The sequence below is a fragment of the Streptomyces sp. NPDC005262 genome (assembly GCF_042872425.1).
GTDB lineage: Bacteria > Actinomycetota > Actinomycetes > Streptomycetales > Streptomycetaceae > Streptomyces.
Genome location: NZ_JBIAKK010000009.1, coordinates 133,611 through 159,549 on the forward strand (window position 1 = coordinate 133,611; position 25,939 = coordinate 159,549).

Below are 25,939 nucleotides of genomic sequence, written 5' to 3' on the forward strand. Positions count from 1 at the left end.
GATGATCATAAGAAGAAGGCTGACGGTCGGGGTGGGCATTCTGCTTGCCACCCTGACCGCCGGGCTCGGCACGGCCCTCCCCGCCGCGGCCGACGAAGCCCCCACCAAAGCCTCCCCCAAGGTCGAGCTGGTACTCGACGTCAGCGGCTCCATGCGGACCCGTGACATCGACGGCCAGTCCCGGATGACCGCCGCGAAGCAGGCGTTCAACGAGGTTCTGGACGCGGTGCCCGAGCGGGTGCAGCTCGGCATCCGGACCCTCGGCGCCGACTACCCCGGCGACGACCGGAAGGTCGGCTGCAAGGACACCAAGCAGCTCTACCCGGTCGGCCCGCTCGACCGCACCGAGGCGAAGACCGCGGTCGCGACCCTGGCTCCCACCGGCTGGACCCCGATCGGCCCGGCCCTGCTGGGCGCAGCCGACGACCTCGATGGCGGCGACTCCACCCGCCGGATCGTCCTGATCAGCGACGGCGAGGACACCTGCGGCCCGCTCGACCCGTGTGAGGTGGCACGCGACATCGCGGCCCGCGGCATCCACCTCGTCATCGACACACTGGGCCTGGTGCCGAACGCGAAGATCCGCCAGCAGCTCACCTGCATCGCCGAGGCGACCGGCGGGACGTACACGGCCGTCCAGCACACCAATGAACTCTCCGACCGGGTCACCCAGTTGGTGGACCGGGCGGCCGAGCCCGTCGTCACCCCGGTGGCGACCGAGGGCGCGGCCAGCTGCTCCGCCGCCCCGCAGCTCAAGGCGGGTCTCTACACCGACCGCGAGAAGCTCGGCGAACACCGCTGGTACCGGGTGGATGTGCTGCCGGGTCAGGAGCTGCGCGCCTCGGTGAGTGTGTCGGCGGACCGAGCCGTCAACAACGACTACGGCGTGCTGCTGCGCGCCGTCACCGTGCACGGCCGAGAGATCGTCAGAGGATCGGAGTCCGGCACCGGCCGCACCGACGCGATCTCGTCCGGTCTGCGCTACCCCAAGGCCGAGCAGGACGACCCGGACAGCACGGACGGCGAGGACACGCCGGCCGCGGAGACCGTCTGCCTCCAGCTGAGCAACTCCTTCTCGGCCCCCGCCTCCGTCAAGACCTCGCCGGGCATGCCGGTCGAGCTGACCGTCGACGTGGTGGACGCGCCGGACGACGCGGCCGACGCCGCCGCGTTCGGTCTCGGCCGCGGCTGGTGGCTGCTGGGCGTACTCGTCCTGACCGGACTGATCGCGGGTCTGCTCATCGGCTGGATCTCGCGCTGGCGCATCGCCGTATGGAGGACCAACTGATGGTGCGTACAAGACGAGTACTCGCGGGTGCGCTGCTGGCCGGGTGCGCCCTGCTGACGTCGGCGGGGGCGGCCGCGGCCGACGACCCGTCCGCGAGCCCGAGCCCGAGCGCGTCCGACGGCGGTACGGGTCCCACCGAGGCGGGCACCACGTTCCGTACCGCCACGGCGATCCAGCAGAACCAGCGCGCCACCGCCGGGGCGTCCACGGGTGACTACCTGTACTGGGTGTTCCCCGCCGACGCGGGCCAGCGAGCCACCGTCAAGGCGACGGTCACCCTGCCCGAGAGCGCCACCCGGCACGGCGTGTCGACCTGGCAGGTCGATGTGTACGACGGGCTGCGGCGCCGGCAGGCCTGCATGTACGGCCACCAGACCAGGAAGGCGGCCGCGGACGCGTCGACGGTCGAACTCTCCTGCGTCCTGCGGACCGTCCGTGCCTGGTCCGAACCGTGGGCCGACGATCCGCTGCCGGGCAGCTACTACGTACGCCTCACCGTCGTCGATCTGCCGTCGGCGGACCTCGGGCAGCCGGTGCGGACCGAGGTCGAGGTGACGGCGGCCGACAAGGGCGGAGCCCATGACGTCGACGGCGCACTGAGCGAGCCGTTGGTGCCTGGTGCGTCCTCCGTGCGGCAGACGTCCGACGACGCGTCCTCGGGCGACGAGTCCACCACGCGGGTGTCGCTCGGCAGCGAGCCGGACGACGGCTGGGCCTCCGGCTGGTGGACGGACCGCTGGATCTGGACCGTCGGCGGTGGCGTCCTCGGGGCGCTGGCGGCCGTGTTCGGCTACTCCCTGACCCGCGGCAGCGGCCGCCCGTCCCGGGTCCCGCCGCGCGTCTGACCGCCCTTCGGCCGCACTCCGGCCTGCTCCACGGCGCCTTCGCCCGTTATTTCCGGGGCGGGGGCGCCGTGGCGCGACAGGCCGACATGACGGAGCCCGCCGAGGAGATGGGCGCGGAACGTGGGGTCCAGGTACGCCTCGCGGGTGTGCCCGAGCGCGGTGTAGAAGACCCGGGCGCCGGCATGTTCATGGGACCAGACAAGGGGGTGGTCGGCTCCCATGCCGCCGCCTTCGTACGTGGACTCGTCGGCGCGGGCGAGCACCCGCACACTGCCCCGCGGGTTCGCCCGGAAGTCGTACCACTCGTCGGTGAACTCCCAGGTGGCACCGAGATGCGCGGTCGCGGGGTGACCGTGGTCCTCGACGATCACCGTTCCCGGCTGGAGGGCGGGATGGCGGTCGAACCTGGCTCCGAGGAGTTCGCCGTAGAACGGCCACTCGTACTCCGTGCAGGCCGCGGCATGCACCCCCATGAACCCTCCGCCGGCAGCGCAGTACGCCCGAAGTCCGGTGCGCCCGGCACGGGTGAGGACTTCCCCGCTGGTGGAGAGGAACACCACGGCGGCGTAGCCGGCGAGCCCGCTCTCGAAGACGTCCGGCGCCTCCGTCGCGTCGACGGCGAAGCCTTGCTCGTCACCGAGTTCACGGAACGCGGTGACGGCGTCAGGGATCGAGTCGTGCCGGTAGGCGGTGGTACGGGTGAAGACGAGGATCTTCGGAAGACTGCGCGACGCCATCACGTGCTCCGGAGGCCGGATCGGGCGGGACGCCCCTCATCATGCCCGCCGGGAGACCACGACTTCACCGGCGCACGGACGGGGCCGGGGACGGTTGGATCCAGCTGCTGGAGGAGCTGGTGGGGCGGGGCGGGGTGTACGCGGGGTTGCAGCCGGCGGGGTCCGCGTAGAGCGTGCCGGCGCAAGGGCGGGAGCGCGGCACGCCCGGCCGCACTCCCGTAACCCGGCACGGTTACTCTCGACAACTCACGTACTCCATAAGGCTGATGGGCTTCCCGGCCCCTCGGCCACCGTGCAGTCCAGTCATGTCGCCGCGTACCGGATCCGGGTACGCCACCAGCGAGCGGAGACCTTTCATGTCCACGGAGACCGGCCCGGCCGTCGATGCCGAGCCGCGCGGCCACATGCCCGTACCGGGCCCCAAAGGGTTGCCGTTTCTCGGGAATCTGCCGCAGTTCGGGAAGAACCCGCTGGCGTTCTTCGAGCGGCTGCGCGGGTACGGGGACATGGTCAGCTGGCGATTCGGCCCCAACTCCTGTGTCTTCCTGGCGGATCCGGAGTGCATAGGGGAGCTGCTCACCGAGACGGAACGCACCTTCGACCAGCCGGCGCTGGGCATCGCGTTCCGCACCGTGATGGGCAACGGTGTGGTGGTGGCACGCGGTCCGGACTGGCGGCGGAAGCGCTCGCTGGTGCAGCCGTCGGTACGGCCGAAGCAGGTGCGGTCGTACGCGGCGACGATGGCGGGCAGCACGGTGGAGCTGGCGGACACCTGGTCCGGCGGTGAACGCATCGACATCAAGCGGGAGATGGCCGCGCTGACGCAGCGGATCGCCGTCCGCACCATCTTCGGGGTGGACACCCCGGCGGACGCCGAGGCGATGGGGAGGGCGATGGATGTCGCCCAGCAGGAGATCGGCAAGGAGTTCAGCGGCATCGGTGCGCTGCTCCCGGACTGGGTGCCGACGCCGGGCCGGTCCAGGATCAAGAAGGCCGCCGCGGTCATCGACGCCGAGGTGGGCCGGGTCGTGGCCCGGCACCGTGACGGGGACGGCGAGCGCCCCGACCTGCTGAGCCGGCTGCTGACGGCGGTGGACGAGACCGGTGCGCAGCTCACGGACGAGGAGATCCGCGACGAGACCGTCACCCTCTACATCGGCGGGCACGAGACCACCAGCTCCACCCTGGTCTGGGCGTGGTACCTGCTGTCCCGCAACCCGCAGGCGCGCGCCGCGCTCACCGAGGAGCTGGACCGGGTGCTCGGCGACCGGGAACCGGAGTTCGACGACTACGCGCGACTGACGTACACCCAGGCCGTCGTCAAGGAGACGCTGCGGCTGTACCCGACGATCTGGCTGGTGACCGGGGTCGCCAAGGAGGGGGCGCGAATCGGCGGCGTGGACATGCCGAAGGGCACCAGGGTGTGGACGAGCCAGTGGGCCACGCACCGCGACGAGCGGTGGTTCCCGGAGCCGGAGGAGTTCCGCCCGGAACGCTGGGACGCCGAGAGCGGCGACGAGATGGCGGAGTACGCCTGGTTCCCGTTCGGCGGCGGCCCCCGGGTCTGCCTCGGTACACGGTTCGCGATGGTCGAGGCCGTGCTGATCCTGGCGGTGCTGGCGCGCCGGTTCGAACTGGACGTGGACGCGGGCGACGTCAACCCCGTGCCCACGCTGACACTCCAGCCGGACCGGGATGTCATGGCGACGGTACGGGCCCGGTAGTCCGGCGGGAGTGTGTCCGTATGGCGGAACGGTCGCGGGCTCGGTGTGCAACCGCCTTCCGCCGTACGGCATCCTCGTGCTGAACGAGTAGTCCGGCCCCGGGCTCCGTGGATGATCACGCCGGTGCGGGGCCGTACCTGACGGCGGAGGATGCGGAACCCGATGACTGACAACTCCGAGATGGTGGCCTTCGTGCGGGCGCGCCTGGCCGAGGAGGAACAGGTTGCGCGAGCGGCCGGCGGCCAGAGTTGGCGGTGCCCGGCCGAGACGCCGGGAGAGGTCCATGACCGCACCGGCGCCATCGCGTTCAGCCTTCGGACCCATGGTTACGACGATCACATCGCCCTGCAGGATCCCGCGCGCACGCTCCGCCGGGTCGAGACGAGCAGGGTCCTGCTGGACGAGTACGAAGAGGTAGCCGCCCTGGACATCGACCGGCCCCACCACGACTTCGCCTCCGGCCGCGCGGTCGGACTGGGCTTCGTGGTACGGCAGATGGCCGCGGAGGACGCCGGGCACCCCGACTACCAGGCCAAGTGGCTGCCACGGTTCACCCAGTGATCGACCGTCCGTGTGACGCGGCGTCACCGGGCACGCCGGGTCGACCGGCCGTCGGCGTGGAAGGGGCTGCGCGGGCGTGCGTCTCACCGAGCCGGACGGCCGCGCTCCGGGCCGCACCGCGTCGAGCCCGCAGGTGAGGGCGGGTACGTGGACGGAATGACAGCTCGTTTCCGCAACCACAGATGTGCCGTCCTCCGTGGCGCAGCCCTTCGCCGTGCACTGCGGCCACCACGGGCCCGGCCGGGGACCTCCGGCCGGTTCTCCCCACCTCCGCGCTCTCCCGCCGAAGGCTCGCCGTCCTGACAGCGGGCAGGCGGCAACCGGACGGCAGATACTGATCTGGTCCGTCCGCACCAGACCTTCGCCGGGCACCCCGCCGCAGTCAGGCCGTCGAGCAACCGGGAGCAACACCATGCGTCTCCGCCGCCCTCCGACCTCCGCATTCACCGTCCCGGCCGCCGCAGCGACCGCCGTGTTGCTGGCCGCCACCAGCGCTTCGGCCGGGGTCGGCACCGCGCACTCGGCGGGACTCGGCCGGCTCGGCACGTGTCCGGAGAAGGCCCTCGCTGTGAAGGCGGCGCCCGGTGGCCGGGAGAACGTGGTGCACATCAGCGTCACCAACCATGGCGGTTCCCGTTGCGTCGTGGACAGGATTCCGACGATCACCTTCGCCGGGCTCGACGGCTCCGCCCAGACCGTGCCGCCCGCCGGGAGCGGCCCGTACACGCTCGCCCGCGGCGGGCGGGCGTACGCCGCCCTCCGCACCGCTGACCCGGCGAGTACCGAGGGGCATTTCGTCGGCACCCTGAGTGTGTCGGCCGATCCCTCGCACCACGGGGTCACCTTCGGCGCGGCCGCCGTGGGCATGCCGCAGGGGATTCACGTCTGGGAGCCGATCACCACGCTCTGGCACGGTTCGGCGGCGGCCGCCTCCTCGGCGCTGACGGACGCCCTGGGCTGAGGGCTGTCCCGTCATCCCTGGCGGGCGCAAGCCGACCGCTACGGCACCTCGCTGCATTGTCAGGACGCCCGCACACGACCGGTACGAGGACGCCCCTCCGCCTTGCGGTGCACCGCATCCGACGCCGCGGTCCGATCCACCGGGGACAACGTGGCAGCCCTCGGGGCCGGCGCGCCGGTGTGCCCTCGCCCCGCCCCCGTGGCGCGGGCCGAGGGCACGTCCGTGCGGGCGTCGCGCGCCCCTCAGACCGCCGTCACCTCCACCGTCCCCGCTCCCTGCCCCGTCGCCCCGCTCTCCTCCACGCTCACGCGGTAGGGACGGTCCGTCCCCTCGGCCGTGACCCGTGTCGAGCCTGAGGCGCTGTCCCGTACGACCCGGTAGGCGGCCGCGGCGGTGCCCGTCAGGTCCACCAACGTGACAACCGTTTCGGTGGTCGATGGCGCCGGGCCGAAAGCCCGCAGCGTCAGGCCGTCCAGCCAGTCGCCGTCCGGGCGCTGGTCGTCCGCGCCCCACGGGAGTACCGCGCCGGGGCGGACCAGGAGCGGAAGGCTGTCGAAGCCGTGCGTCTCGTGGCGCCAGGCCGGTCCGGTTACCGTTTCGCCGGTCAGCAGGTGGGTCCAGGTGCCTTCGGGGACGTAGTACTCGACCTGGCCGTCCTCCGTGAAGACGGGGGCCACCAGCAGGTCCGGACCGAGCATGTACTGGCGGTCCAGCATCCGGGTGGTCGGGTCGGCGGGGAACTCCAGCAGCATCGGCCGCATCATCGGGATGCCCGTGCGGTGGGCCTCGGCCGCCACCCCGTACAGGTACGGCATGAGGCGGTGCTTGAGGAGGGTGAACTTCCGGGCCACGTCCACGGCCTCGTCGCCGAACGCCCACGGCACGCGGTACGACACATTGCCGTGCAGCCGGCTGTGCGAGGAGAGCAGGCCGAAGGCGAGCCACCGTTTGAACACCGCGGGGTCTGGGGTGCCCTCGAAACCGCCGATGTCATGGCTCCAGAAGCCGAAGCCGGAGAGCGACAGCGACAGACCACCGCGCAGCGACTCCGCCATCGCGGTGAACGAGGCGAAGCAGTCGCCGCCCCAGTGGACCGGGAACTGCTGGCCGCCCGCCGTCGCCGACCGGGCGAAGAGCACCGCTTCGCCGTGCCCGCGCTCCTTCTCCAGGAGTTCGAAGACCGTGCGGTTGTAGATCTGCGCGTAGTAGTTGTGCATCCGCTCCGGGTCGGAGCCGTCGTGCCAGACGACATCCGTCGGCACCCGCTCGCCGAAGTCCGTCTTGAAACAGTCGACGCCCTGGTCGAGAAGGACCCGCAGTTTGGCGTCGTACCACTCGCGGGCGGCCGGATTGGTGAAGTCGACGAGTGCCATGCCGGGCTGCCACAGGTCCCACTGCCAGATGTCGCCGCCGGGACGGCGCACCAGATAGCCGTGCTCGGCGCCCTCCGCGAAGAGCGGTGACTTCTGGGCGATGTACGGGTTGATCCACATGCTGATGCGCAGTCCGCGTTCCTTGAGCCTGGCCAGCATGCCGACCGGGTCGGGGAAGACGTCCGGGTCCCACTGGAAGTCCGACCACTGGTATTCGCGCATCCAGAAGCAGTCGAAGTGGAAGACCGACAGCGGGATGTCCCGCACCGCCATGCCGTCGACGAACGAGGTGACGGTCTCCTCGTCGTACGACGTGCAGAACGAGGTGGTCAGCCAGAGGCCGAACGACCAGGCCGGGGGCAGCGCGGGCCGGCCGGTGAGGGCGGTGTAGCGGGCCAGGATGTCCTTCGGCGTCGGCCCGGCGACGATGTAGTACTCCAGCGACTGGTCCTCGACGCTGAACTGCACCTGGCCGACCGACTCCGAGCCGATCTCGAAGGAGACCTTGCCGGGGTGGTTGACGAAGACGCCGTAGCCGCGCGAGGAGAGGTAGAACGGGATGTTCTTGTAGGCCAGGTCGCTGCTGGTGCCGCCGTCCGCCTGCCAGATGTCGACGGTCTGACCGTTCTTGACGTACGGGGTGAAGCGCTCGCCGAGTCCGTAGATGTTCTCGCCGACGTCCAGGGCGAGTTGTGCGATCATGTGATGGGCACCGTCGGGAGTGGTGGCGAAGGCGGTGCCCTTGCTGTCCACTCCCGTCAGGCGGCGGCCCCGGGCGTCGAGGAACGTCATGCCCCACGGTCCTTCGCCGTCCATGCGGAGCGTCAGCGGGCCGCTGGTCAGTTCGGTGACCGCGCCGTCCCGGCGGGTGCGGGCGGCGGCGGTCGCGTTGTCGAGGCCGGGGAACTCGAAGTCCGGTCCGTGGTTGACCTTGCCGGCGTGATGGGTGGTGCGTACGCCGATGATCCCTTCGGCCGGGGAGAAGCAATCGACCGTGATGAGTGGGGTGTTGAGGGTGTCGCCGCGCCGTTGGACCTGCTTGACCGCGGCGTAGGCGGTGAACTGGTCGGTGTCGACCCGCAGGTCGCGGATCTCGGTCGCGTAGCAGGCGCGGACGCCCTCCCGCATCAGCCAGAAGCCGTCGGTGAACTTCATGAGGACTCCTTGCCGGGGGCAACTGGACGGAGGTGAGAGTCAGGACGTGGGTACGGCAGGGTCACTCGGTTGCTCCCGTGAAGGCGATTCCGGCCAGACGCACCGTGCCCCGGAGCGCGACCTGTACGTCGCGCACGCCGGAGGCGGTCAGCGGTGTCTCGTGGCTGCGGTAGTCGTAGGGGCCGTCGGTGGCGGGGATTCCTACGGTCGTCGTGCGACCGTCGACCGTGATCTCCACGAATCCCTCCCCCGCCGCCGACACCTCGACGGCGCGGGTACCGGCCGCGAAGTCGCACCGCCGGAAGAGGAGTTCGTTCCCGGGCACGGTAGCGGTGACGGCGTCACCGTCCGTCTTCGTGCGGTCGACGATCTCGGTGCCGAACTGCTCGTCGTAGTCGGCCGCTTCGAGTCCGTGGTGCAGGACAGGGCGGGGGCCGGACGGTTCGCCGTCGACCGTGACGACGGTGGTGAGCCTGATGTCCGCGGAGGAGGCTCCGGCCTGGACTTCGTACGCACCGGACTCGACGGTCCAGCGGCCGTGCGCCACGTCCCAGTGGCCGAGCTCGGTCACCGGGACGGCGAACTCGATGCGCAGCCCGGCACCCGGCGTGAGATGCAGACGCCGGTGGCCGACGAGCTGACGAAGGGGCCTGACGACGGACGGTGCCACGGCTCGCACGTAGAGCTGGGCGACCTCGTCGGCGGCGACGACACCCGAGTTGGTGACGGTCACCGACACGTGCAGCCGGTCACCGTCACGCTCGGCCGTCAGCCCGGTGTAGGTGAACGCGCTGTACGACAGTCCGTGGCCGAACGGGTAGAGCGGCGTGCCCTCGTAGTAGAGGTACGTCTGCCGTGAGCCGATGATGTCGTAGTCGAGCAGGCCGGGCAGCTCCGCGTCGGAGGTGTACCAGGTCTGCGGGAGCCGGCCGGCCGGGGAGACGTCGCCGGACAGGATCCGGGCGAGCGCGGTCCCGGCCGCCTGGCCGCCGTGCGCGATCCAGAGCAGGGCGGGGAGTGCGGCCGCGGCGCCGGTGAGTGCGTACGGGTAGGCGGAGGTGACCGCCAGCACGGTGCGTGGATTCGCGACGTGCGCGGCGCGCCAGAGGCGTTCCTGGTGGGCGGGCAGGTCGAGGGTGGTGCGGTCCTCGGTCTCGCGGCCGTTGATGTGCGGGTCGTTGCCGACGACCACGATCACGGTGTCGGCGTCCTCGGCCGCGCGGGCGACCGCGTCCTCGCCGCGCTCGACGACCTCGATCTCGAAGACGGCGGCGGCCCCGGCGTGTCCGGAAACTTTTTCGTCCACCCCGGCAACCTTCACGCCGTCGGCGGCAACCGAGACGTACCCACCCGTTCCGATGTGCACAAGGCGGTGCCCCCCGGCGTGACCTTCCACCTTCTCCCAGCGGAATGTCTCCTGGACGATCCAGCCGCCGGGTTCGTCCGCGGACGCGCGTACGTAACCGTCCTCGGCGACCGACAGATAGCGGCCGTCGGGCTCCCGCAAGGTGAGCACACCGTTGCCCCAGTCGACGAGCGCCAGCTCGGACGGGGTGTCGCCGCACGTCAGCGGCGGAAGGTCGGTGCGGCCGGCGAGGAGCGCCGGGTCGAGGGCGCCTTCCCCGCCCTGGCCGGCGCCGGTGCCGGGCCCGGCATCGGGGATCTGCAGCCAGCCCGCCGCGCACTTCAGGCGGATCAGGTCGGCGCCCTCCGCGAACGTCACCCGGTCCGCGCCGAACCGGTTCCGCACTCCGTCGAGCGGGGTGGACCGGTGGATCAGTGTGCCGCTGTACCAGTCGAGCTTGCAGGCGTCCGCGAGCAGGCCGACGACCGCGATCGTGCCGGGCGCCTTGGGGTCGAGCGGCAGCAGACCGTCGTTCTTGAGCAGGACCACGGCCTGTTCGGCGGCCTCCTGGGCGAGCGCCCGGTGTTCGGCCCTGTCGAAGGCGGTGGTGTCCGCGTAAGGGTCGAGTCCGGGGTCGAACTCGCCCAGCGAGAAGCGCAGTTCGAGCAGACGGCGGACCGCGGTGTCGATGTCGGACTCATCGAGGAGACCCTGCTCCAGTGCCCGGTGGATGCGGCCGGTCATGACGGTGGAGTCCTGGCCGTGGTCGGTGAAGCTGTCGACTCCGGCCTTCAGCGCGGCGGCCGTGGCTTCTTCGTGGGTGTCGAAGTAGTGCTCGGAGTCGACCAGGTTGGACGGCGCCCCGGCGTCGGAGCAGACCACGAGCGACTGCTCGGTCCAGCGTCGCAGCTGCTGGGACAGGAGCGGCGAGACATGGTTGGGCCGCCCGTTGACCAGGTTGTAGGCGGGCATGACACCTGCCACCGCGCCCGCCCGCACGGCGTCGCGGAACGCCCGGAGGTCGTACTCGTGCAGCACCCTCGGGCGGACCGACGAGGAGGAGGTGTCCCGGTCGGTCTCGTTGTTGTGGGCGAGCCAGTGCTTGAGCACCGGGGCTGTGCGCCAGTAGTGCGGGTGGTCGCCGCGCAGTCCTCGGGTGTACGCGACGGCGATCGCGGAGGTCAGGGCGGCGTCCTCCGCGTACCCCTCCTCGCCGCGCCCCCACAACGGATGGCGCAGAAGATTCACGGTCGGGGCCCAGACGTTGAGGCCGACCCGGTCGTCCTTGGCCCGCTTGGCCCGGACCTCGTTGCCGACTGCCTCGCCGACCCGGCGCACCAGGTCGTCGTTCCAGGTGGCGCCCAGGCCGACGGCCTGCGGGAAGACGGTCGCGGGGCCCATCCAGGCCACGCCGTGCAGTGCCTCCTGGCCGGTGCGGAAGGCACCGATTCCGAGCCGGTCGACCGCGGGTGCGAACTGGTGCAGCATCGCGATCCGCTCGTCGAGCGTGAGCCGCTGAAGCAGATCGTCGATGCGCCGGGCGAACGGCAGTTGCGGGTCGCGGAAGGGCTGCGGTTGTTCGGTCACGTGCGGGTCCCCTTGGAGAGGTGGGAGGTTTCGCGAGGTCCGGGCCTGCTGAGGATTCGTCCAGGCCTCGGAAGATCCTTCGAAGCGCTTCGATGCTCTGCGTCAACCCCTGTGGGTGTCAAGGGTGCAACCTCGTCATTCATGGCCAACCGGGCGCGATCACACCGGGAAACGGTTCGGAGACAGCTCGGAGGAATCTGGAAACGGACTCTTGTGCCTCCGGAGCCCTTCACTTAACCTCGCTGCAACATCGAAGCGCTTCGACAGAGTTTCGATGGGGTGCCGGTCGCCCGCAATCTCCTTGATCTCCCGGGACGGTGACGCGTTCTGTCACCGTGTCACCTTCTTGTTGAACCGCTTCACCTCGGCCGGTTCAGCCGGTTCCACCGGTCCCTCCGGTCCACCGGCCCATCCGGCTCAGCCAGCAACGCCCCACCTCAGACACAGGAGCCGAACGGCGGTCGCCCGCCGTGTGTCGTCCTGGTGCGCCTCGAAGGGTTGACGCAATGACGCCGAATTCCTCCCCCGCCTCCACCGCCCCGAGCCGACGGAGCTTTCTCGCTTCGAGCGCTGTGGCCGCGGTCGCCGTGGCCGGCGGGGTGCCGCTGCTCGCCGCCTGCGGCGGCGGCTCCGGTTCCGGGAGCAAGGAAGGTACGACGACGGGCAAGGCGCTCAAGAAGATCCTGCCGAACTACATCCCGTCGAACCTGGTCCAGCCCGACGTGGCGAGCGTCAACGGTTCGAGCCCCGGCTTCACCAAGCTGCCGGACCCCTTGGCCACTTCGGTGAAGTCCGCACCGGGCAAGGGTTCCGCGTTCCGGATCATGACTCCGCTGTGGGGCACCGTCCCGAAGAAGAACAACCCGTACTACACGGCCGTGAACAAGGCGGTCGGCGCGACGCTGAACTTCGGCCCGCAGGACGGCAACACGTACCAGGACAAGATCGGCGCGGTCCTCGCCGGCTCCGACATCCCGGACGTCGTGACCATTCCCGGCTGGAACATGCAGGGCCAGATCCGCAACGCGATCACCGCCAAGTTCGCCGACCTGAGCCCCTACCTGGCCGGTGACGCGATCAAGAAGTACCCGAACCTGGCGAACATCCCGACCGGCGCCTGGCAGTACTCCGTCTTCGGCGGCAAGCTCCGCGGTCTGCCCATGCCTTCGCCCGTCATCGGCAACGCGATCTTCTACCGCAAGGACCTGATCGGCTCCGGCGCCGTCCCCGGCAGCGCCGCCGATCTGCTGGCCTTCGGCAAGGAGTACACGGACGCGAAGAAGAAGGTCTGGGCCTTCGACGACCTGTGGACCTGCATCCAGAAGATCTTCGGGCTGCTGCCGGACGCCCCGCACTACTGGCAGCTGGAGAACGGCAAGCTCGTCCACAAGATCGAGACGCAGGAGTACCGCGAGGCGCTCTCCTTCGCCCGCAAACTCCACGACGGCGGGTACGTCCACCCGGATGCCGAGGCCGGCAAGGACGCCGACTCCAAGATCCGCTTCACCGGCGGACACGTCCTGATGTACAACGACGGCACCGGCGGCTGGAAGGGCATGGTCACCGAGCAGGCCGCCGCCAACCCGAAGTTCGACATGCAGGCACTGGACTTCTTCGACCAGGACGGCGGAAAGCCCGTCCTCTGGCAGGACGACCCGGCCGGCATCTTCACCTTCCTCAGCAAGTCGCTGCCCAAGGCGAAGATCGAGGAGTTCCTCGGCATCGCCGACTTCGCCGCGGCGCCGTACGGCACCAAGGAGTTCATGCTCACCAACTACGGCGTGCAGGACACCCATTACACGATCAAGGAAGGAGTGCCGACCTTCACCCCACAGGGCATCCAGGAAGCCCAGCCCGCGACCTTCCTGTTCCTCGCCTCGCCTCCGCACACCATCGCCTTCCCGGACGAGCCGCAGCTGGTGAAGGACTACGCCGGCTGGATGGCACGCCAGGCCCCGAACATCAGGAAGCCGCTCTTCTTCGGCATGCAGATCGTCGAACCGCAGCGGTACGCCTCTCTGTACACGCCCTTCGACGACCTGCAGAAGGACATCCGGCGCGGCCGCAAGAAGGTCAGCGACGTCGACGCCGCGGTCACGACGTGGAAGAACAGCGGCGGCGACAAGCTGCGCGACTGGTACCAGGACATTCTCGACAAGAACGGCTCCGGCAACTGACGCGTACGACGGACACGGACCCGTAGGTACGACAGCGAGACGGCCGCCGGGCACAGGGATCCCGGCGGCCAGGGCGGAGAGCACGACATGGGGAGCACACGGTGAAGCCACGGGCCACGGTTGCGACCGAAGCGGACCGAGCGGCCGACCGGGCGACGGGCCCGATCGGCGACGGCGGGAGCGAGGACAGCAGGAGCGAGGACAGCGACGGCACCGCGGGCGGCGGGCAGAGCGGCAGCAAGCCCCCGGCCGCGGACAGGACCCCACCGGCGGCAGGCGGCATCACCTGGCGCCTGCGTCTGCGCCGGGACCGCACGCTGGTCCTGATGACACTGCCCGCCATCGCTCTGCTGCTGATCTTCAACTACATCCCGCTGCTCGGAAACATCGTGGCCTTCCAGGACTACGACGTGTACGACCTGGGCATCACCGGCAGCCCCTTCGTCGGCTTCGACAACTTCACCCGGATCTTCGAGGACTACCGCTTCTGGCAGGTCCTGATCAACACGCTGGTCATCTTCCTGACCCAGCTGCTCCTCTTCTTCCCCATCCCGATAGCCATCGCCCTGCTGCTCAACACGATCATGAGTGCGCGGGTACGGGCCTGGGTGCAGGCCGTCGTCTATCTGCCGCACTTCTTCTCCTGGGTGCTCGTCGTCACGGTCTTCCAGCAGATGTTCGGCGGGGCCGGCCTGGTGGCGCAGTGGCTGCGCGAACACGGCCATGAGGGCTTCGACCTGATGACCAATGCGAGCTTCTTCAAGTTCCTGGTCACCGCCCAGGCCGTGTGGAAGGACGCCGGGTGGGGCGTGATCGTCTTCCTCGCCGCGCTCGCCGCCGTCAACACCGATCTGTACGAGGCGGCGGCCGTCGACGGTGCGGGGCGCTGGCGCCGCATGTGGCACGTCACACTGCCCGCGCTACGTCCGGTCATCGCCCTGCTGCTCGTCCTTCGAGTCGGCAGTGCGCTCAACCTCGACTTCGAGCAGATCCTGCTCCAGCGCGACCAGGTCGGTCCGGGCGCTTCCGAAATCCTCGACACCTACATCTGGTGGACGGGCATCAAGACCGGTGACTTCGGCTACGCGGCCGCCGCCGGAATCTTCAAGGGACTGTTCAGCGTCGCCATGGTGCTGGGTGCGAACAAGGTCGCTCACATGCTGGGCGAGCAGGGGGTGTACTCCAAGAAATGACGACTCTCCTGGAAACGGACAAGGACAACACCCGGCCGGAGCAGCCCTCCACGACACCCGAGGAGTCACCGCTCCAGCGCGCACTGCGGATCGAGCCCCGCCCGGTGTGGGAGGAGGAGCCCACCAAGGCAGGTCTGGCCTTCAAGGGCTTCGGTCTCGTCGCGATCTGCGCGATCGTGCTCGTACCTCTGTGGGTGGTGGTCGTCACCAGCCTCTCCGACACGAAGACGATCAACGACGCGGGAGGTCTGGTCGTCTGGCCGAGGACCGTCACCTTCGTCGCGTACAAGGAGCTGCTCGGCGGCGGCGCCGTCACCCGGGCGGCCTTGGTGAGCGTCGGCCTGACCCTCGTCGGTACGGCGTTCAGCATGGTGATCTCGGTGCTCTGCGCATACGGGCTGAGCCGGCGGGACTCCTTCGCGCACAGCAAACTGCTGATGACACTGATGGCGACGATGTTCTTCGGCGCCGGGCTCATCCCCACCTATCTGCTGGTCACCGGCATCGGACTGAGCAACAGCTACTGGTCGATGATCCTGCCCAGCGCGATCAGCGTCTTCAACATCCTTGTGCTGCGCGGCTTCTTCATGGACACCGCGCCCGAACTGATCGACGCGGCGCGGATCGACGGCGCGGGCGCGTGGCGGATCCTGCTGCAGATCGTCATGCCACTGTCCCGAGCGGTGATCGCCGTGATCTCGCTGTTCTACGCGGTCGGCTACTGGAGCCAGTGGTTCAACGCGATGCTCTACATCCAGGACAGCGACAAGTACCCGCTCCAGATGATCCTGCGCCAGCTCGTCCTCCAGCACCAGGTGCCGCCGGGCGCGATGGGCGCGGCGGTCAGCAGCGGGGCGATCAACAGTCTCGCCGTACAGATGGCGGTCATGGTGCTGGCGCTGATCCCGGTCGCGGTGCTGTCGCCGTTCGTCCAGAAGCACTTCCAGAAGGGCATGCTCACCGGCGCCGTGAAGGGCTGACAGGCACCACACGCTCCGGGACCCCACCGCTTCCTTCGTTCTCTCCCTCTCCTTTCCTCCACCGGAAGGTGTTCGCCATGCGCGCTTCGTCCGCGCCCACGCCCCGTCGTCGCACCGTGCTGGCGGGAGCGGCTGTCACGGCTGCGGCCGTCGCTCTGCCGGTCTCGGCTCCCGCCGCAGCCCATGCCGCGAGCCGGCGGACGCCCCACAGGGTGCAGGGAGCCCAGGCCCACCGATGGCGCACGGCGGCGATCGGCGGCACCGGCTTCGTCACCGGTCTGCTGTTCCACCCGTCCGTGAAGGGACTGGCCTACGCCCGTACCGATATCGGCGGTGCCTACCGCTGGGACGACACGCGGTCCCGATGGAGCGCGCTCACGGACCAGTTGGGCTGGGACGACTGGAACCTGCTCGGCGTCGAGGCGCTGGCCGTCGACCGGGCCCACCCCGACCGGCTGTATCTCGCGCTCGGCACGTACGCACAGTCATGGGCCGGACCCGGTGCGGTGCTGCGCTCCGAGGACCGGGGAGCGACCTGGGCCCGCACGGATCTGACGGTGCGGCTCGGGGCGAACGAGGACGGCCGGGGCGCCGGTGAACGGCTGCTCGTCGACCCGTGCGACAGTGAGCGGCTCTGGCTCGGCACTCGCCACGACGGGCTGCTGCGCTCCACGGACCGGGGTGCCACCTGGGCGTCGGCGGACTTCCCTGCCACACCGTCGGCGAACGGCCAGGGCATCATGTTCCTCGTCGCCGCGGGCCGTGCGGTGTACGCGGGCTGGGGAGACGGCGGTACGCCTCTCTACCGTACGACCGCCTCCGGCGGCTGGGAGGCGGTGCCCGGTCAGCCGTCCGGCGGTGTCGCGGCGTCGAAGGTGCCGATCCGGGCGGCGTACGACGCCCACACCCGTGCTCTGTACGTCACTTACGCGGACGCACCCGGCCCCAACGGGCAGGCCGACGGTTCGGTGCACCGCCTCGACACGGTCACGGGCAGCTGGACGGATGTCACTCCGGTGGCGCCGGACCCCGGCGCCGGGGACGGCTTCGGATACGGCGGGGTCGCCGTCGATGCCGGGCGGCCCGGCACGGTGGTCGTCACCACCAACAACCGGTGGTCGCAGATCGACACCCTGTTCCGGTCCACCGACGGCGGCGCCACCTGGACGTCGCTGAAGGACGCGGCGGTCCTCGATGTTTCGGAGACGCCGTATCTCCGCTGGGGCGGGGACGCGGCCAAATTCGGCTGGTGGATCCAGGCCCTGGCCGTCGATCCGTACGACTCGCAGCACATCGTGTTCGGCACGGGCGCCACGATCTTCGGGACCCGCGATCTCGTCCACTGGGCGCCACAGATCCGCGGCCTGGAGGAGTCCGCGGTGAAGTTCCTGATCGCCCCGCCGACGGACGGTGCCCGGCTGCTCAGCGGACTGGGCGACATCGGCGTGATGTACCACGAGTCGCTGACCACGTCCCCGTCGCGCGGCATGGCATCGAACCCGGTCTTCGGTACCGCCACCGGCCTGGCACTGGCCTCGCTCGAACCGTCCTATGTCGTACGCACGGGCTGGCCCTCCGGCTCGGCTGCGGTCGGGGCGTATTCCGAGGACGGAGGCAGCAGCTGGCAGCCGTTCGCCGCGCAGCCGGAGATCGCGGCCGCGGCCCCGGGACCGGTCGCCGTCGGGGCGGACGGGGCGACTCTGCTCTGGTCGTTCATCCACTGGGACGGCACGAAGTATCCGGCGCACCGCTCCACGGACAACGGCGCGACCTGGACCGAGGTGGCCACCTTCCCCAAGGGCGGCACACCGCTGGCCGATCCGCTCGACCCGACGCGGTTCTACGTGTACGACACGGACACCGGCGTGGTGTTCCGCTCCACCGACTCCGGCGCGACCTTCATACAAGGTGCGACTCAACTCCCTTCCGGTGACGTGCAGTTCAAGATTGCCGTCGCCCCTGGCCGCAGCGGTGACCTGTGGCTGTCGGCAAAGGACAACGGACTGTTCCGGTCCACGGACGGCGGCCTGACCTTCAGCGCTGTGGCGGGCTGCCAGGCCTCGCACGCACTGGGCTTCGGCGCGGCCGCGCCGGCCGGCCCCGGGAAGTCCGGTCGCCGGGTCCGTGACTCCTACCCGGCGATCTTCCAGACCGGGCGGGTCTCCGCCACCTTCGACGGGGTGGCGGTGCTGCGCTCGGACGATGCCGGCGCCACCTGGGTCCGGATCAACGACGACAGCCATCAGTGGGGCTGGACCGGCGAAGTGATCACGGGTGACCCCCGCGTCCACGGCCGTGTTTACCTGGGCACCAACGGCCGCGGCATCCAGTACGCGGACCCGGAATGAGGAACGAGAAGTCCATGCCGTCCCTGCGCGACGCAGCCCGTGGCCGCATCCTCTTCGGCGGCGACTACAACCCCGAGCAGTGGCCCGAGGAGGTGTGGGAGGACGACGTACGGCTGATGAAGGACGCCGGGGTCAACTCCGTCACCCTCGGGGTGTTCTCCTGGGCGAAGATCGAACCACGCCCGGGCGCACGGGAATTCGGCTGGCTTGACCGTCTGATGGACCTGATGCACGCCCACGGCATCGGGGTCGTGCTCGCCACACCGACCGCGTCCCCGCCGCCGTGGATGGGGGCGGAGCACCCGGAGACGCTGCCGCGCGGCGAGGACGGCTCGGTCGTCTGGTACGGATCGCGGCAGCAGTTCTGCGCGAGTTCGCCGGTCTACCGGCGTTACGCGGCGTCCCTCACCGAGGACCTGGCGGCGCGGTACGCGGATCATCCGGCGCTGACCGTGTGGCACATCAACAACGAGTACTGCACGCACTGCTGGTGCGACGGGACCGCCGCGCACTTCCGCCGGTGGCTGCGCGGCCGCTACGGCTCTGTCGAGTCTCTCAACGAGGCCTGGGGAACGGCCTTCTGGAGCCAGCGCTACGACACGTGGGAGCACATCCTGCCCCCGCGCAAGGCGCAGTACATGAAGAACCCGACGCAGGTGCTGGACTTCAAGCGGTTCACGTCGGACGCACTGTTGGAGTGCTACCTGGCCGAGCGCGACATCGTCGCCCGGCACACCCCGCACATTCCGGTGACCACCAACTTCATGCCGTTGTGGTCGGGGCAGGACGCCTGGGCGTGGTCGGCCCAGGAGGACATCGTCTCCGTCGACAGCTATCCGGACCCGAAGGATCCGCAGGCCGCCCAGTACAACGCGATGCTGGCCGACATGACGCGCTCCCAGGCGGCCGGACCGTGGATGCTGATGGAACAGGCCGCGGGACCGGTGAACTGGCGGGGCGTGAACCATCCGAAGCCGGCCGGCCTCAACCGGCTCTGGTCGCTGCAGTCGGTGGCGCGCGGCGCCGATGCCGTCTGCTATTTCCAGTGGCGGCAGTCCCGTCAGGGCGCGGAGAAGTTCCACTCCGGGATGATCACGCATGCGGGTGAGAACGGCCGCACGTTCCGGGAGGTCAAGCGGCTCGGCGCGGAACTGGGGGCGATCGGGGCGGCGGTGAGCGGTGCGGACGTGCCGGCCGAGGTGGCGATCCTGCACGACTGGGACTCCTGGTGGGCGGGCGCCCAGGAGGGCAGGCCGTCCAGGCTCCTCGACTACACGGAAATCGTGCAGAGCTGGCACCGGGCCCTTTGGGAGTCCGGCATCGGCACCGAATTCGCCCGCCCCGAGCGCGACTTGACCGGGTTCCGGATGGTGGCCGTTCCACAGCTGTATCTGCTGACGGATGCCGCGATCGACAACCTGGTCGCCTATGTACGGGGTGGCGGGACTCTCGTCTGTGGCTTCTTCAGCGGGATCGCCGACGCGGACGACCGGATCAGGCCGGGCGGCATGGACGTGCGGCTGCGTGAGCTGTGCGGCATCCGTACGCTCCACGAGTGGTGGCCGCTCGACGCGGACACCACGGTGGAGTGCGACGGCTTCCGGGCCTCGGTCTGGTCGGAGGAGCTGGAAGCGGATCCGGGGGCGGAGGTCGTCTCCGCGTACCGGGGCGGCGAGCTGGACGGGCTGCCTGCCGTAGTCCGCAACGACCGTGCGTACTACGTCTCGACGCTGCCCGAACCGGAGGCGCTGCGCGCCCTGCTCGGCCGGGTGGCGGCCGAGGCGGGGGCGGCGCCCGTGCTGACCGGGCTGCCCGAGGGTGTGGAGGCCGTCCGCCGCGGCGATCTGCTGTTCCTGCTGCACCACGGCCGGAGCAGCGTCACCGTACCGGTGCCCGGTGCGCAGGTGGATCTGCTGACCGGGGCGGCGGTCAACGGCTCCGTGGAGCTGGGCCGTTACGGCGTGGCCGTGCTGCGCGGCGCAATCCTGTGACCGCCGCAGGTACGGAGGCCGGCGCCCCGGGCCGCGACGGCACGTGGGAGCCGCGCCCCGCGGCCCGCTGGGAGGACGCCTTCCTCCCTGCCGAGCCCCCACCGAGACCTCCGCCGGAACTCCCGTTGCCCTGCTGGACCTGACGGCCGGCGTGGACCGCGTCCTCACTCCGAGGCCGCGTTAGCACATCCCCCCACCCCAACTCCCCGCACCATGGAAGGGACACCATGGCACGACGCATCCTCAGCAGGTTCGTACTGGCACCGGCGGCCGCGGTCGCCGCGCTGATCGGCTTCGCCGCCGCACCTGCCCAGGCCGCGATCTGGTCCTCCTCGGGCCAGTGGGGCAACTACACCACCGGCGACGGTTACACCCTCTACAACAACATCTGGGGTTCCGGCGCGGGCGCCCAGACCATCTGGGTCAACTCCTCCAGCAACTGGGGAGTCTGGGCCAACCACCCGGACACCGGCGGAATCAAGTCATACCCCAACGCGAAGAAGGTCGTCGGCAAGTCCATCACCTCGCTGGCATCGCTCACCAGCAGCTACAACGTCACCGTCCCGTCGACCGGTGACTACAACACGTCGTACGACATCTGGGACACCGACTACGACTACGAAGTGATGCTCTGGGTCAACTACAACGGCGATGTCGGCGCGCTCGGCACCTCGCAGGGAACGGTGACGCTCGGCGGTCACACCTGGACCGTCTACAAGGGCGACAACGGGTCCAACCAGGTCTTCTCGTTCCTGCGGACCTCGGACTCCTCCTCGGGCACGGTGAACATCCTTCCGATCCTGAAGTGGATCAAGGACACCAAGGGCTGGTGGGGGAACGAGACCATCGGCGACGTCCAGTTCGGCTACGAGATCACGTCGTCGCCCGGCGGTCTGGACTTCTCGACGAACGGGTTCAGCGTCTCGTCGAGCTGACCCGCACAGGAAGGAGCCGGCCCCTCGCGGGGCCGGCTCGTTCGCCGCGTGCTGTCAGCGTACGGGGGCGGGACCGCTGCTCGCCCGAACCGTCAGCTCCGGCGCCAGCAGCTCGACTTCGTCCGTGCCACGGCCGCCGAGCTTCGCAACGACCTGTTCGACGGCGCGTCGCCCCATCTCCTGTGCCGGTATGGCGACCGAGGTGAGCCGTACGGAAGCCTCGGAGGCCAGCTGCTGGGGACAGATGGCGACGACCGACACGTCCTCGGGCACCGCGCGCCCCTGCTGACGCAGCAGATTGAGCAGCGGCTCGACCGCCGACTCGTTCTGCACGATGAACCCGGTGGTGCCCGGCCGCTCGTCGAAGATCCGGGCCAGCGTCCGCTCCATCGCCGCGTACCCGCCGTCGCAGGGCCGGTGCAGCACCCGCACCCCGGTCTGCTGCGCCTTCGCCCGCACGCCGTCCATCGTCCGCTCGGCGAAGCCGGTGTGCCGCTCGTACACCGCGGCCGCCTCCCCGATCACCGCGATCTCGCGGTGGCCGAACCCGGCGAGGTGCTCCACGCAGAGCGCCCCGGTGGCCTCGAAGTCGAGGTCCACGCAGGTCAGCCCTTCGGTCTCGGCGGGCAGACCGATCAGCACGGCGGCCCGGTCGGTCTCCAGGAGCAGCGGCAGGCGTTCGTCGTGCAGTTCCACATCCATCAGGATCATGGCATCGGCAAGGGAGCTGCCCGCGATCCGTCGAACGGCCGCCGGACCTTCCTCCCCGGTCAGGAGCAGAACGTCGTAGCCGTGCGCGCGTGCTGTGGTGGCGACGGCGATGGCGATCTCCATCATCACGGGCACATACATGTCGGTGCGCAGCGGCACCATGAGTGCGATGATGTTGGACCGACTACTGGCGAGCGCGCGGGCTCCGGCGTTGGGGTGGTATCCGAGTTGCTGAATACTTCGCTCCACCCGCTCCCGGGTGGACATGGAGATGGACCGCTTCCCACTGAGGACATAGCTCACCGTGCTCGCGGAGACTCCGGCATGCTGGGCGACCTCGGCAAGGGTGACCATTCGGCTCTCCATCACAGGACGACGGCGGATTCCGGCACAGGCGCTGACACGTGGCGAAAGGGTTGGCGAAGCGCTTCGATTCCGACTTACTCGCCTGCGACGTGTACGGCCAGAGCGAGCCTAGACTGAGTCACCCAGCGAGTCCAGAGCATTTGTCGAAGCGCTTCGACTGCCTGACGTGGAGCGGCCAGGGAAGCCTACGGCGTCCGGTCACGCAATCGCCGGACCGGCTCGGGTTCGAGCCGGTCCGGCGATTGCGGGCCGACGGCCGCCGGGCGGACCCGGCACTGCGTCACTGCCCTGCGAGACCCGTGTGCGCAACCCCTCGGACGATCTGGCGCTGGAAGAGCACGAAGACGATCAGCAGGGGCAGCCCGGCGATGACGACGGACGCCATCATCTGCGCATACCGGAGTCCGTACGAGGTCTGGACGTTGACCAGTCCGACGGGCAGCGTCATACCGTTCGGGTCGGTGGTCACGAGGAACGGCCACAGGAAGTTGTTCCACGTCGAACCGCGAGGCCGGGGGCAGGTGCGAATGATCGCGCGTCGAGTGGGCGGCCGGCTCGGCGTGGACCAGCGCCCCCGGAGTTCGCCGCCGCGTTTCGTTGTGTCCGTCGTGGCACCACCCGGCATCGTCACACCGCCGCGACCTGCACGCGCGTACGGCTGACCGCCAACGGGGCGCCCCAGGAAGTGCCCGTCCCGCACGCCGCCCGCGGCCACCGACGGCGCGAGCTTCAGGTGTGAGGAGTCCCTGACCAAGTAACGCCGGTATCAGCCCATTCCCTGCAAGCCGCGCCTCCTCCGGCCGGGTGAGAAGGCGCTCGTACGGGGACCGCTCGACACCGCGGCCCCCGTCGTGACTCATCCGTTCAGCAGAACCGGGAAGGCTTCCATATCGTTCTGCGTCATCACCGGCAGCTTGCGGATCTCCTCGTCCGGCACGGCAAGTCGCAGCCCGGGAAAGCGCCCGAACAGCGCAGGGAGAGCGATCCCGGCCTCCACCCGTGAGAGTGCCGCTCCCGGGCAGATGTGCGGGCCGTGGCCGAAGGTCATGTGGCGGATCGGGGTCGGCCGGGTGATGTCGAAGGCGTCGGCATCCGGTCCGTGCTGCTCGACGTCACGGCCGATGACCCGGTAGGAGATGACGACACCCTCCCCCTTGGCGATCACGCTGTCGCCGACCTGAATGTCCTCCGTGGCGAACCGCATCAGCAGATGCGTGGTGGGGGTGTCCCAGCGCAGCGTCTCCTCGATCACCGTCTCCCACGGGATCTCGCCGTCGAGGACCTTGCGCAGCTGGTCGGGGTGGGCGAGCAGGGCCCGTACCGCATTGAGGATCAGCCCGATGGTGGTCTCGTGCCCTGCCGCCACCATGGCCTTGAGATTGCCGACCACCTCTTCCTCGGTGAGCGGGTCCCCGCCCTCCTCGGCAAGGATGAGCGCACTGGTGAGATCGTCCGTGGGCCGAGCGGTCTTCTCGCGGACGAGTCCGGCGTAGAAGACGTCCAGCTCGGCGAGCAGGGCCATCCGTTCCTCGTGCGGGGTGAGCATGGAGAAGAAGACTTTGTACTTCTTCGTCAGCATGGCGTGTTCGGACTCTTCGACGCCCATCAGCATGCCGACCACCCGCATCGGCAGTGGTTGCGCGAACACAGACTTGAGGTCGACCACGCCGTCCTTGCCCTGTTCGGCCAGAGCGTCCAGCAGCTCCTCGGTGAACTTCTCGATGTCCGGGCGTATCGCTTCGAGGCGGCGTGGTGTGATCGCCTGGGAGGTCTTGGTGCGCAGCCGCCGGTGCTCCTCGCCGTCCACGGTGAACATGGAGCGCCCGGCATCGATCATGCCGATCAGCGGCCAGGCGTGGGTCACCGCCCCGCTCTGCCAGAGCCCCCACGCGTCGATGTCCTTCACCAGGCGTGGGTCGACGAGCAGTTGGCGGGCCTCGGCATGCCGGGTGACGGTCCAGGCCGGCACACCGAGCAGCTCGATCCTGGCGAGTGGTCCGGCGTCGCGCAGCCGCGCCGTCTCACCGTCCAGGTCCTGCACCATGGGGTCGATGACCACGGTCGCGCCGGCCGAGGCTGCCTCGCGGGCAGCGGCGTGAGGGCAGTTCACGAGAAGTCTCCTGTCGTACGTACGGGGCTGAACCGGACGGGCAGCGATTCCATCCCGCGCAGAAAGGCGGACTGCCGCCGGACGAGTGTCTGCGCGGGAACCGCCAGGGCGAGATCGGGCAGCCGGTCGAGGAGCACCTCGATTCCGGTACGCGCGATGGTCTCGGCGATCTCCTGGGCGGGGAACGGGCAGCGGTACTCGCCGTAACTGAACGCCAGATGCGCACTGTTGCCACCTTGGCCGGACGGGTGGCCGGTGGAGAGATGCTGCCGTACATGCGGATCGGAGTTGGCCGCGCCCAGGCCGAGCAGCAGCATGTCCCCGGCCCGGATCGACCGGCCGGCGAGCCGGGTGTCCCGGGCCGCCCAGCGACCGGCGAGGATCTGGGTCGGGCTCTCCTCCCAGAGGACCTCGTTCATCGCTTCGGCGACACTGTGCCGGCCGCCGGAGAGGGAGTCGGCGAACTGGTCGTCGGTGAGCATCAGGCGCAGCGAGTTACTGATCCAGTCGGCCGTGGTCAGATGCCCGGCGGCCGTGATGGCCATCAGGTCGAGGGCGAACTCCTCCTCGGTGAAGGGCTCGTGGTACGCCAGCATCCGCGTGGTCACGTCGTCACCGGGCACCGCCCGCTTGGCCGCGACCAGCCGCTGCATGTGCTCGCCGAACCTCGCATACGCGCTCTGTGCCTCGGGCCCGCCGTCGGCCAAATCCTTCAGCACCCGGGCGATGTCCGCTCCTTCCGCGTCGGGGAAGCCGACGAGCCGGGCGAGGACCAGTACGGGCAGCGGCTCGGCGAAGTCCGCGACCAGATCGGCCGCGCCGCGCGTGCAGATGCCGTCGATGATCCTGTCCGCCAACTCCTCGCAGTGGCGCCGGATCTCGAACGGATCCGCGCCCTCCAGGGCGGCGCCCACCATTTCGGCGTGGCGGCGGTGCTCGGCGCCCGCGGTGAAGTAGATCGACGGCATCGGGCGCCCCACCATCGGGAGCAGTGGCCAGTCCTCGGGGATGTGCTCCCACTGGTTCCAGAGACCGACGTCCCGGGGGAACAACTCGCCGTCGCTGGTTACCTGGTGGAGTTCCCGGTAGCCGATGACCAGCCAGGCGGGGAACCCGCCGGGCAGCTCGACGGGCACGACGGGACCGTGATCGCGCCGCATGGTGCGGTAGAGGGCCTGGGGCTCGGTATGGAACTCGGGGCCGCTGAGGGGCACTGCGCCCGCGCCGTGCTGAACGGGGCAGCCGCGGCCCAGTGGTTCAGAGGACGCGGGATCGGCGATTGAGGGGCGCGTCATCGAGCTGACTCCTTCGGCGGCGGCGACTCGCGTTGCGTACCCACGATCAACGCGGCACCACTATAGGGATGCGGAGTGAAACTTCGATGCCAATCCCGATCACTCTCTCCACATTTTTGATCACGACACCCTCCGAGTCGCACCGGACCGGCAACCACCCGTTGACATGCACCTGCGTAATGGTGAATCCTCGCGCGAGAAGTTGCGCGATCTGACGCATGTTCAAGCATTTACAAACATTCAGTCCGGAGGGATGT

16 protein-coding genes and 2 pseudogenes are annotated in these 25,939 nt (G+C 69.7%); 11 read left to right on the forward strand and 7 right to left on the reverse strand.

The genetic code is table 11. The features are described from left to right. Position 1: 1 nt before the first annotated feature. Complete coding sequence (locus ACFYP5_RS22825) at positions 2–1,288, forward strand: VWA domain-containing protein (protein WP_389038943.1); 1,287 nt, start codon at positions 2–4, stop codon at positions 1,286–1,288. Continuing rightward, the gene (locus ACFYP5_RS22830; RefSeq protein ID WP_389038946.1) at positions 1,288–2,133 is read left to right on the forward strand and encodes a hypothetical protein; all 846 of its coding nucleotides are present in this window, start codon (positions 1,288–1,290) and stop codon (positions 2,131–2,133) included. The genes ACFYP5_RS22825 and ACFYP5_RS22830 overlap by 1 nt, the downstream gene beginning before the upstream one ends. Before the next feature lie 89 nt (positions 2,134–2,222). On the opposite strand, the pseudogene ACFYP5_RS22835 reads toward ACFYP5_RS22830, so the two are convergent. Further along, positions 2,223–2,870 (reverse strand): annotated as a pseudogene (locus ACFYP5_RS22835) (ThuA domain-containing protein); the annotation flags it as partial. Positions 2,871–3,226: 356 nt separating this feature from the next. Between ACFYP5_RS22835 and ACFYP5_RS22840 the strand changes: the two are divergent. The 3 genes from ACFYP5_RS22840 (at position 3,227) to ACFYP5_RS22850 (ending at position 6,116) form a co-directional block, all read left to right on the forward strand. Continuing rightward, positions 3,227–4,594, forward strand: coding sequence for a cytochrome P450 (locus ACFYP5_RS22840; protein ID WP_389038949.1), 1,368 nt, complete (start codon positions 3,227–3,229; stop codon positions 4,592–4,594). A gap of 162 nt (positions 4,595–4,756) precedes the next feature. After that, complete coding sequence (locus ACFYP5_RS22845) at positions 4,757–5,155, forward strand: DUF6221 family protein (protein WP_389038952.1); 399 nt, start codon at positions 4,757–4,759, stop codon at positions 5,153–5,155. Positions 5,156–5,567: 412 nt separating this feature from the next. Next, positions 5,568–6,116, forward strand: coding sequence for a DUF4232 domain-containing protein (locus ACFYP5_RS22850; RefSeq protein WP_389038955.1), 549 nt, complete (start codon positions 5,568–5,570; stop codon positions 6,114–6,116). Between the two features lie 242 nt (positions 6,117–6,358). Here the strand turns inward: ACFYP5_RS22850 and yicI are convergent, their stop codons facing one another. Together yicI and ACFYP5_RS22860 are read right to left on the reverse strand one after the other, a co-directional pair. Continuing rightward, complete coding sequence (gene yicI, locus ACFYP5_RS22855; RefSeq protein WP_389038958.1) at positions 6,359–8,644, reverse strand: alpha-xylosidase; 2,286 nt, start codon at positions 8,642–8,644, stop codon at positions 6,359–6,361. A gap of 61 nt (positions 8,645–8,705) precedes the next feature. Further along, positions 8,706–11,576 carry a glycoside hydrolase family 3 C-terminal domain-containing protein gene (locus ACFYP5_RS22860; protein ID WP_389038960.1) on the reverse strand — a complete coding sequence of 957 codons (2,871 nt, stop codon included), beginning with the start codon at positions 11,574–11,576 and terminating at the stop codon, positions 8,706–8,708. A gap of 572 nt (positions 11,577–12,148) precedes the next feature. On the opposite strand from ACFYP5_RS22860, the gene ACFYP5_RS22865 reads away from it, so the two are divergent. From ACFYP5_RS22865 to ACFYP5_RS22890, 6 genes are all read left to right on the forward strand, one after another. Continuing rightward, positions 12,149–13,753, forward strand: coding sequence for an extracellular solute-binding protein (locus tag ACFYP5_RS22865; RefSeq protein WP_389039288.1), 1,605 nt, complete (start codon positions 12,149–12,151; stop codon positions 13,751–13,753). 101 nt (positions 13,754–13,854) lie between these two features. Further along, positions 13,855–14,946 (forward strand): ABC transporter permease, encoded by a 1,092-nt coding sequence (locus tag ACFYP5_RS22870; protein ID WP_389038963.1) that lies wholly within the window; start codon positions 13,855–13,857, stop codon positions 14,944–14,946. Beyond that, positions 14,943–15,926, forward strand: a complete 984-nt coding sequence (locus tag ACFYP5_RS22875; RefSeq protein WP_389038965.1) for a carbohydrate ABC transporter permease — start codon at positions 14,943–14,945, stop codon at positions 15,924–15,926. The genes ACFYP5_RS22870 and ACFYP5_RS22875 overlap by 4 nt, the downstream gene beginning before the upstream one ends. Positions 15,927–16,003: 77 nt before the next feature. Then, entirely contained in the window at positions 16,004–18,274 is a 2,271-nt protein-coding gene (locus ACFYP5_RS22880) for a 1,4-beta-glucanase (protein ID WP_389038968.1), read from the forward strand. Between the two features lie 14 nt (positions 18,275–18,288). Continuing rightward, positions 18,289–20,265, forward strand: coding sequence for a beta-galactosidase (locus ACFYP5_RS22885; RefSeq protein ID WP_389039291.1), 1,977 nt, complete (start codon positions 18,289–18,291; stop codon positions 20,263–20,265). Positions 20,266–20,492: 227 nt separating this feature from the next. Then, positions 20,493–21,200, forward strand: coding sequence for a hypothetical protein (locus ACFYP5_RS22890; protein WP_389038970.1), 708 nt, complete (start codon positions 20,493–20,495; stop codon positions 21,198–21,200). A gap of 54 nt (positions 21,201–21,254) precedes the next feature. Here the strand turns inward: ACFYP5_RS22890 and ACFYP5_RS22895 are convergent, their stop codons facing one another. The 4 genes and pseudogenes from ACFYP5_RS22895 to ACFYP5_RS22910 all read right to left on the reverse strand — a co-directional run bounded on the left by ACFYP5_RS22895 (position 21,255) and on the right by ACFYP5_RS22910 (position 25,682). Further along, entirely contained in the window at positions 21,255–22,265 is a 1,011-nt protein-coding gene (locus tag ACFYP5_RS22895) for a LacI family DNA-binding transcriptional regulator (RefSeq protein ID WP_389038972.1), read from the reverse strand. Between the two features lie 292 nt (positions 22,266–22,557). Further along, positions 22,558–22,779 (reverse strand): annotated as a pseudogene (locus ACFYP5_RS22900) (carbohydrate ABC transporter permease); the annotation flags it as partial. Positions 22,780–23,133: 354 nt separating this feature from the next. Beyond that, the gene (locus tag ACFYP5_RS22905) at positions 23,134–24,387 is read right to left on the reverse strand and encodes a cytochrome P450 (protein WP_389038974.1); all 1,254 of its coding nucleotides are present in this window, start codon (positions 24,385–24,387) and stop codon (positions 23,134–23,136) included. Next, positions 24,384–25,682 (reverse strand): cytochrome P450, encoded by a 1,299-nt coding sequence (locus ACFYP5_RS22910; protein ID WP_389038976.1) that lies wholly within the window; start codon positions 25,680–25,682, stop codon positions 24,384–24,386. The genes ACFYP5_RS22905 and ACFYP5_RS22910 overlap by 4 nt, the downstream gene beginning before the upstream one ends. Positions 25,683–25,939: the final 257 nt, after the last annotated feature.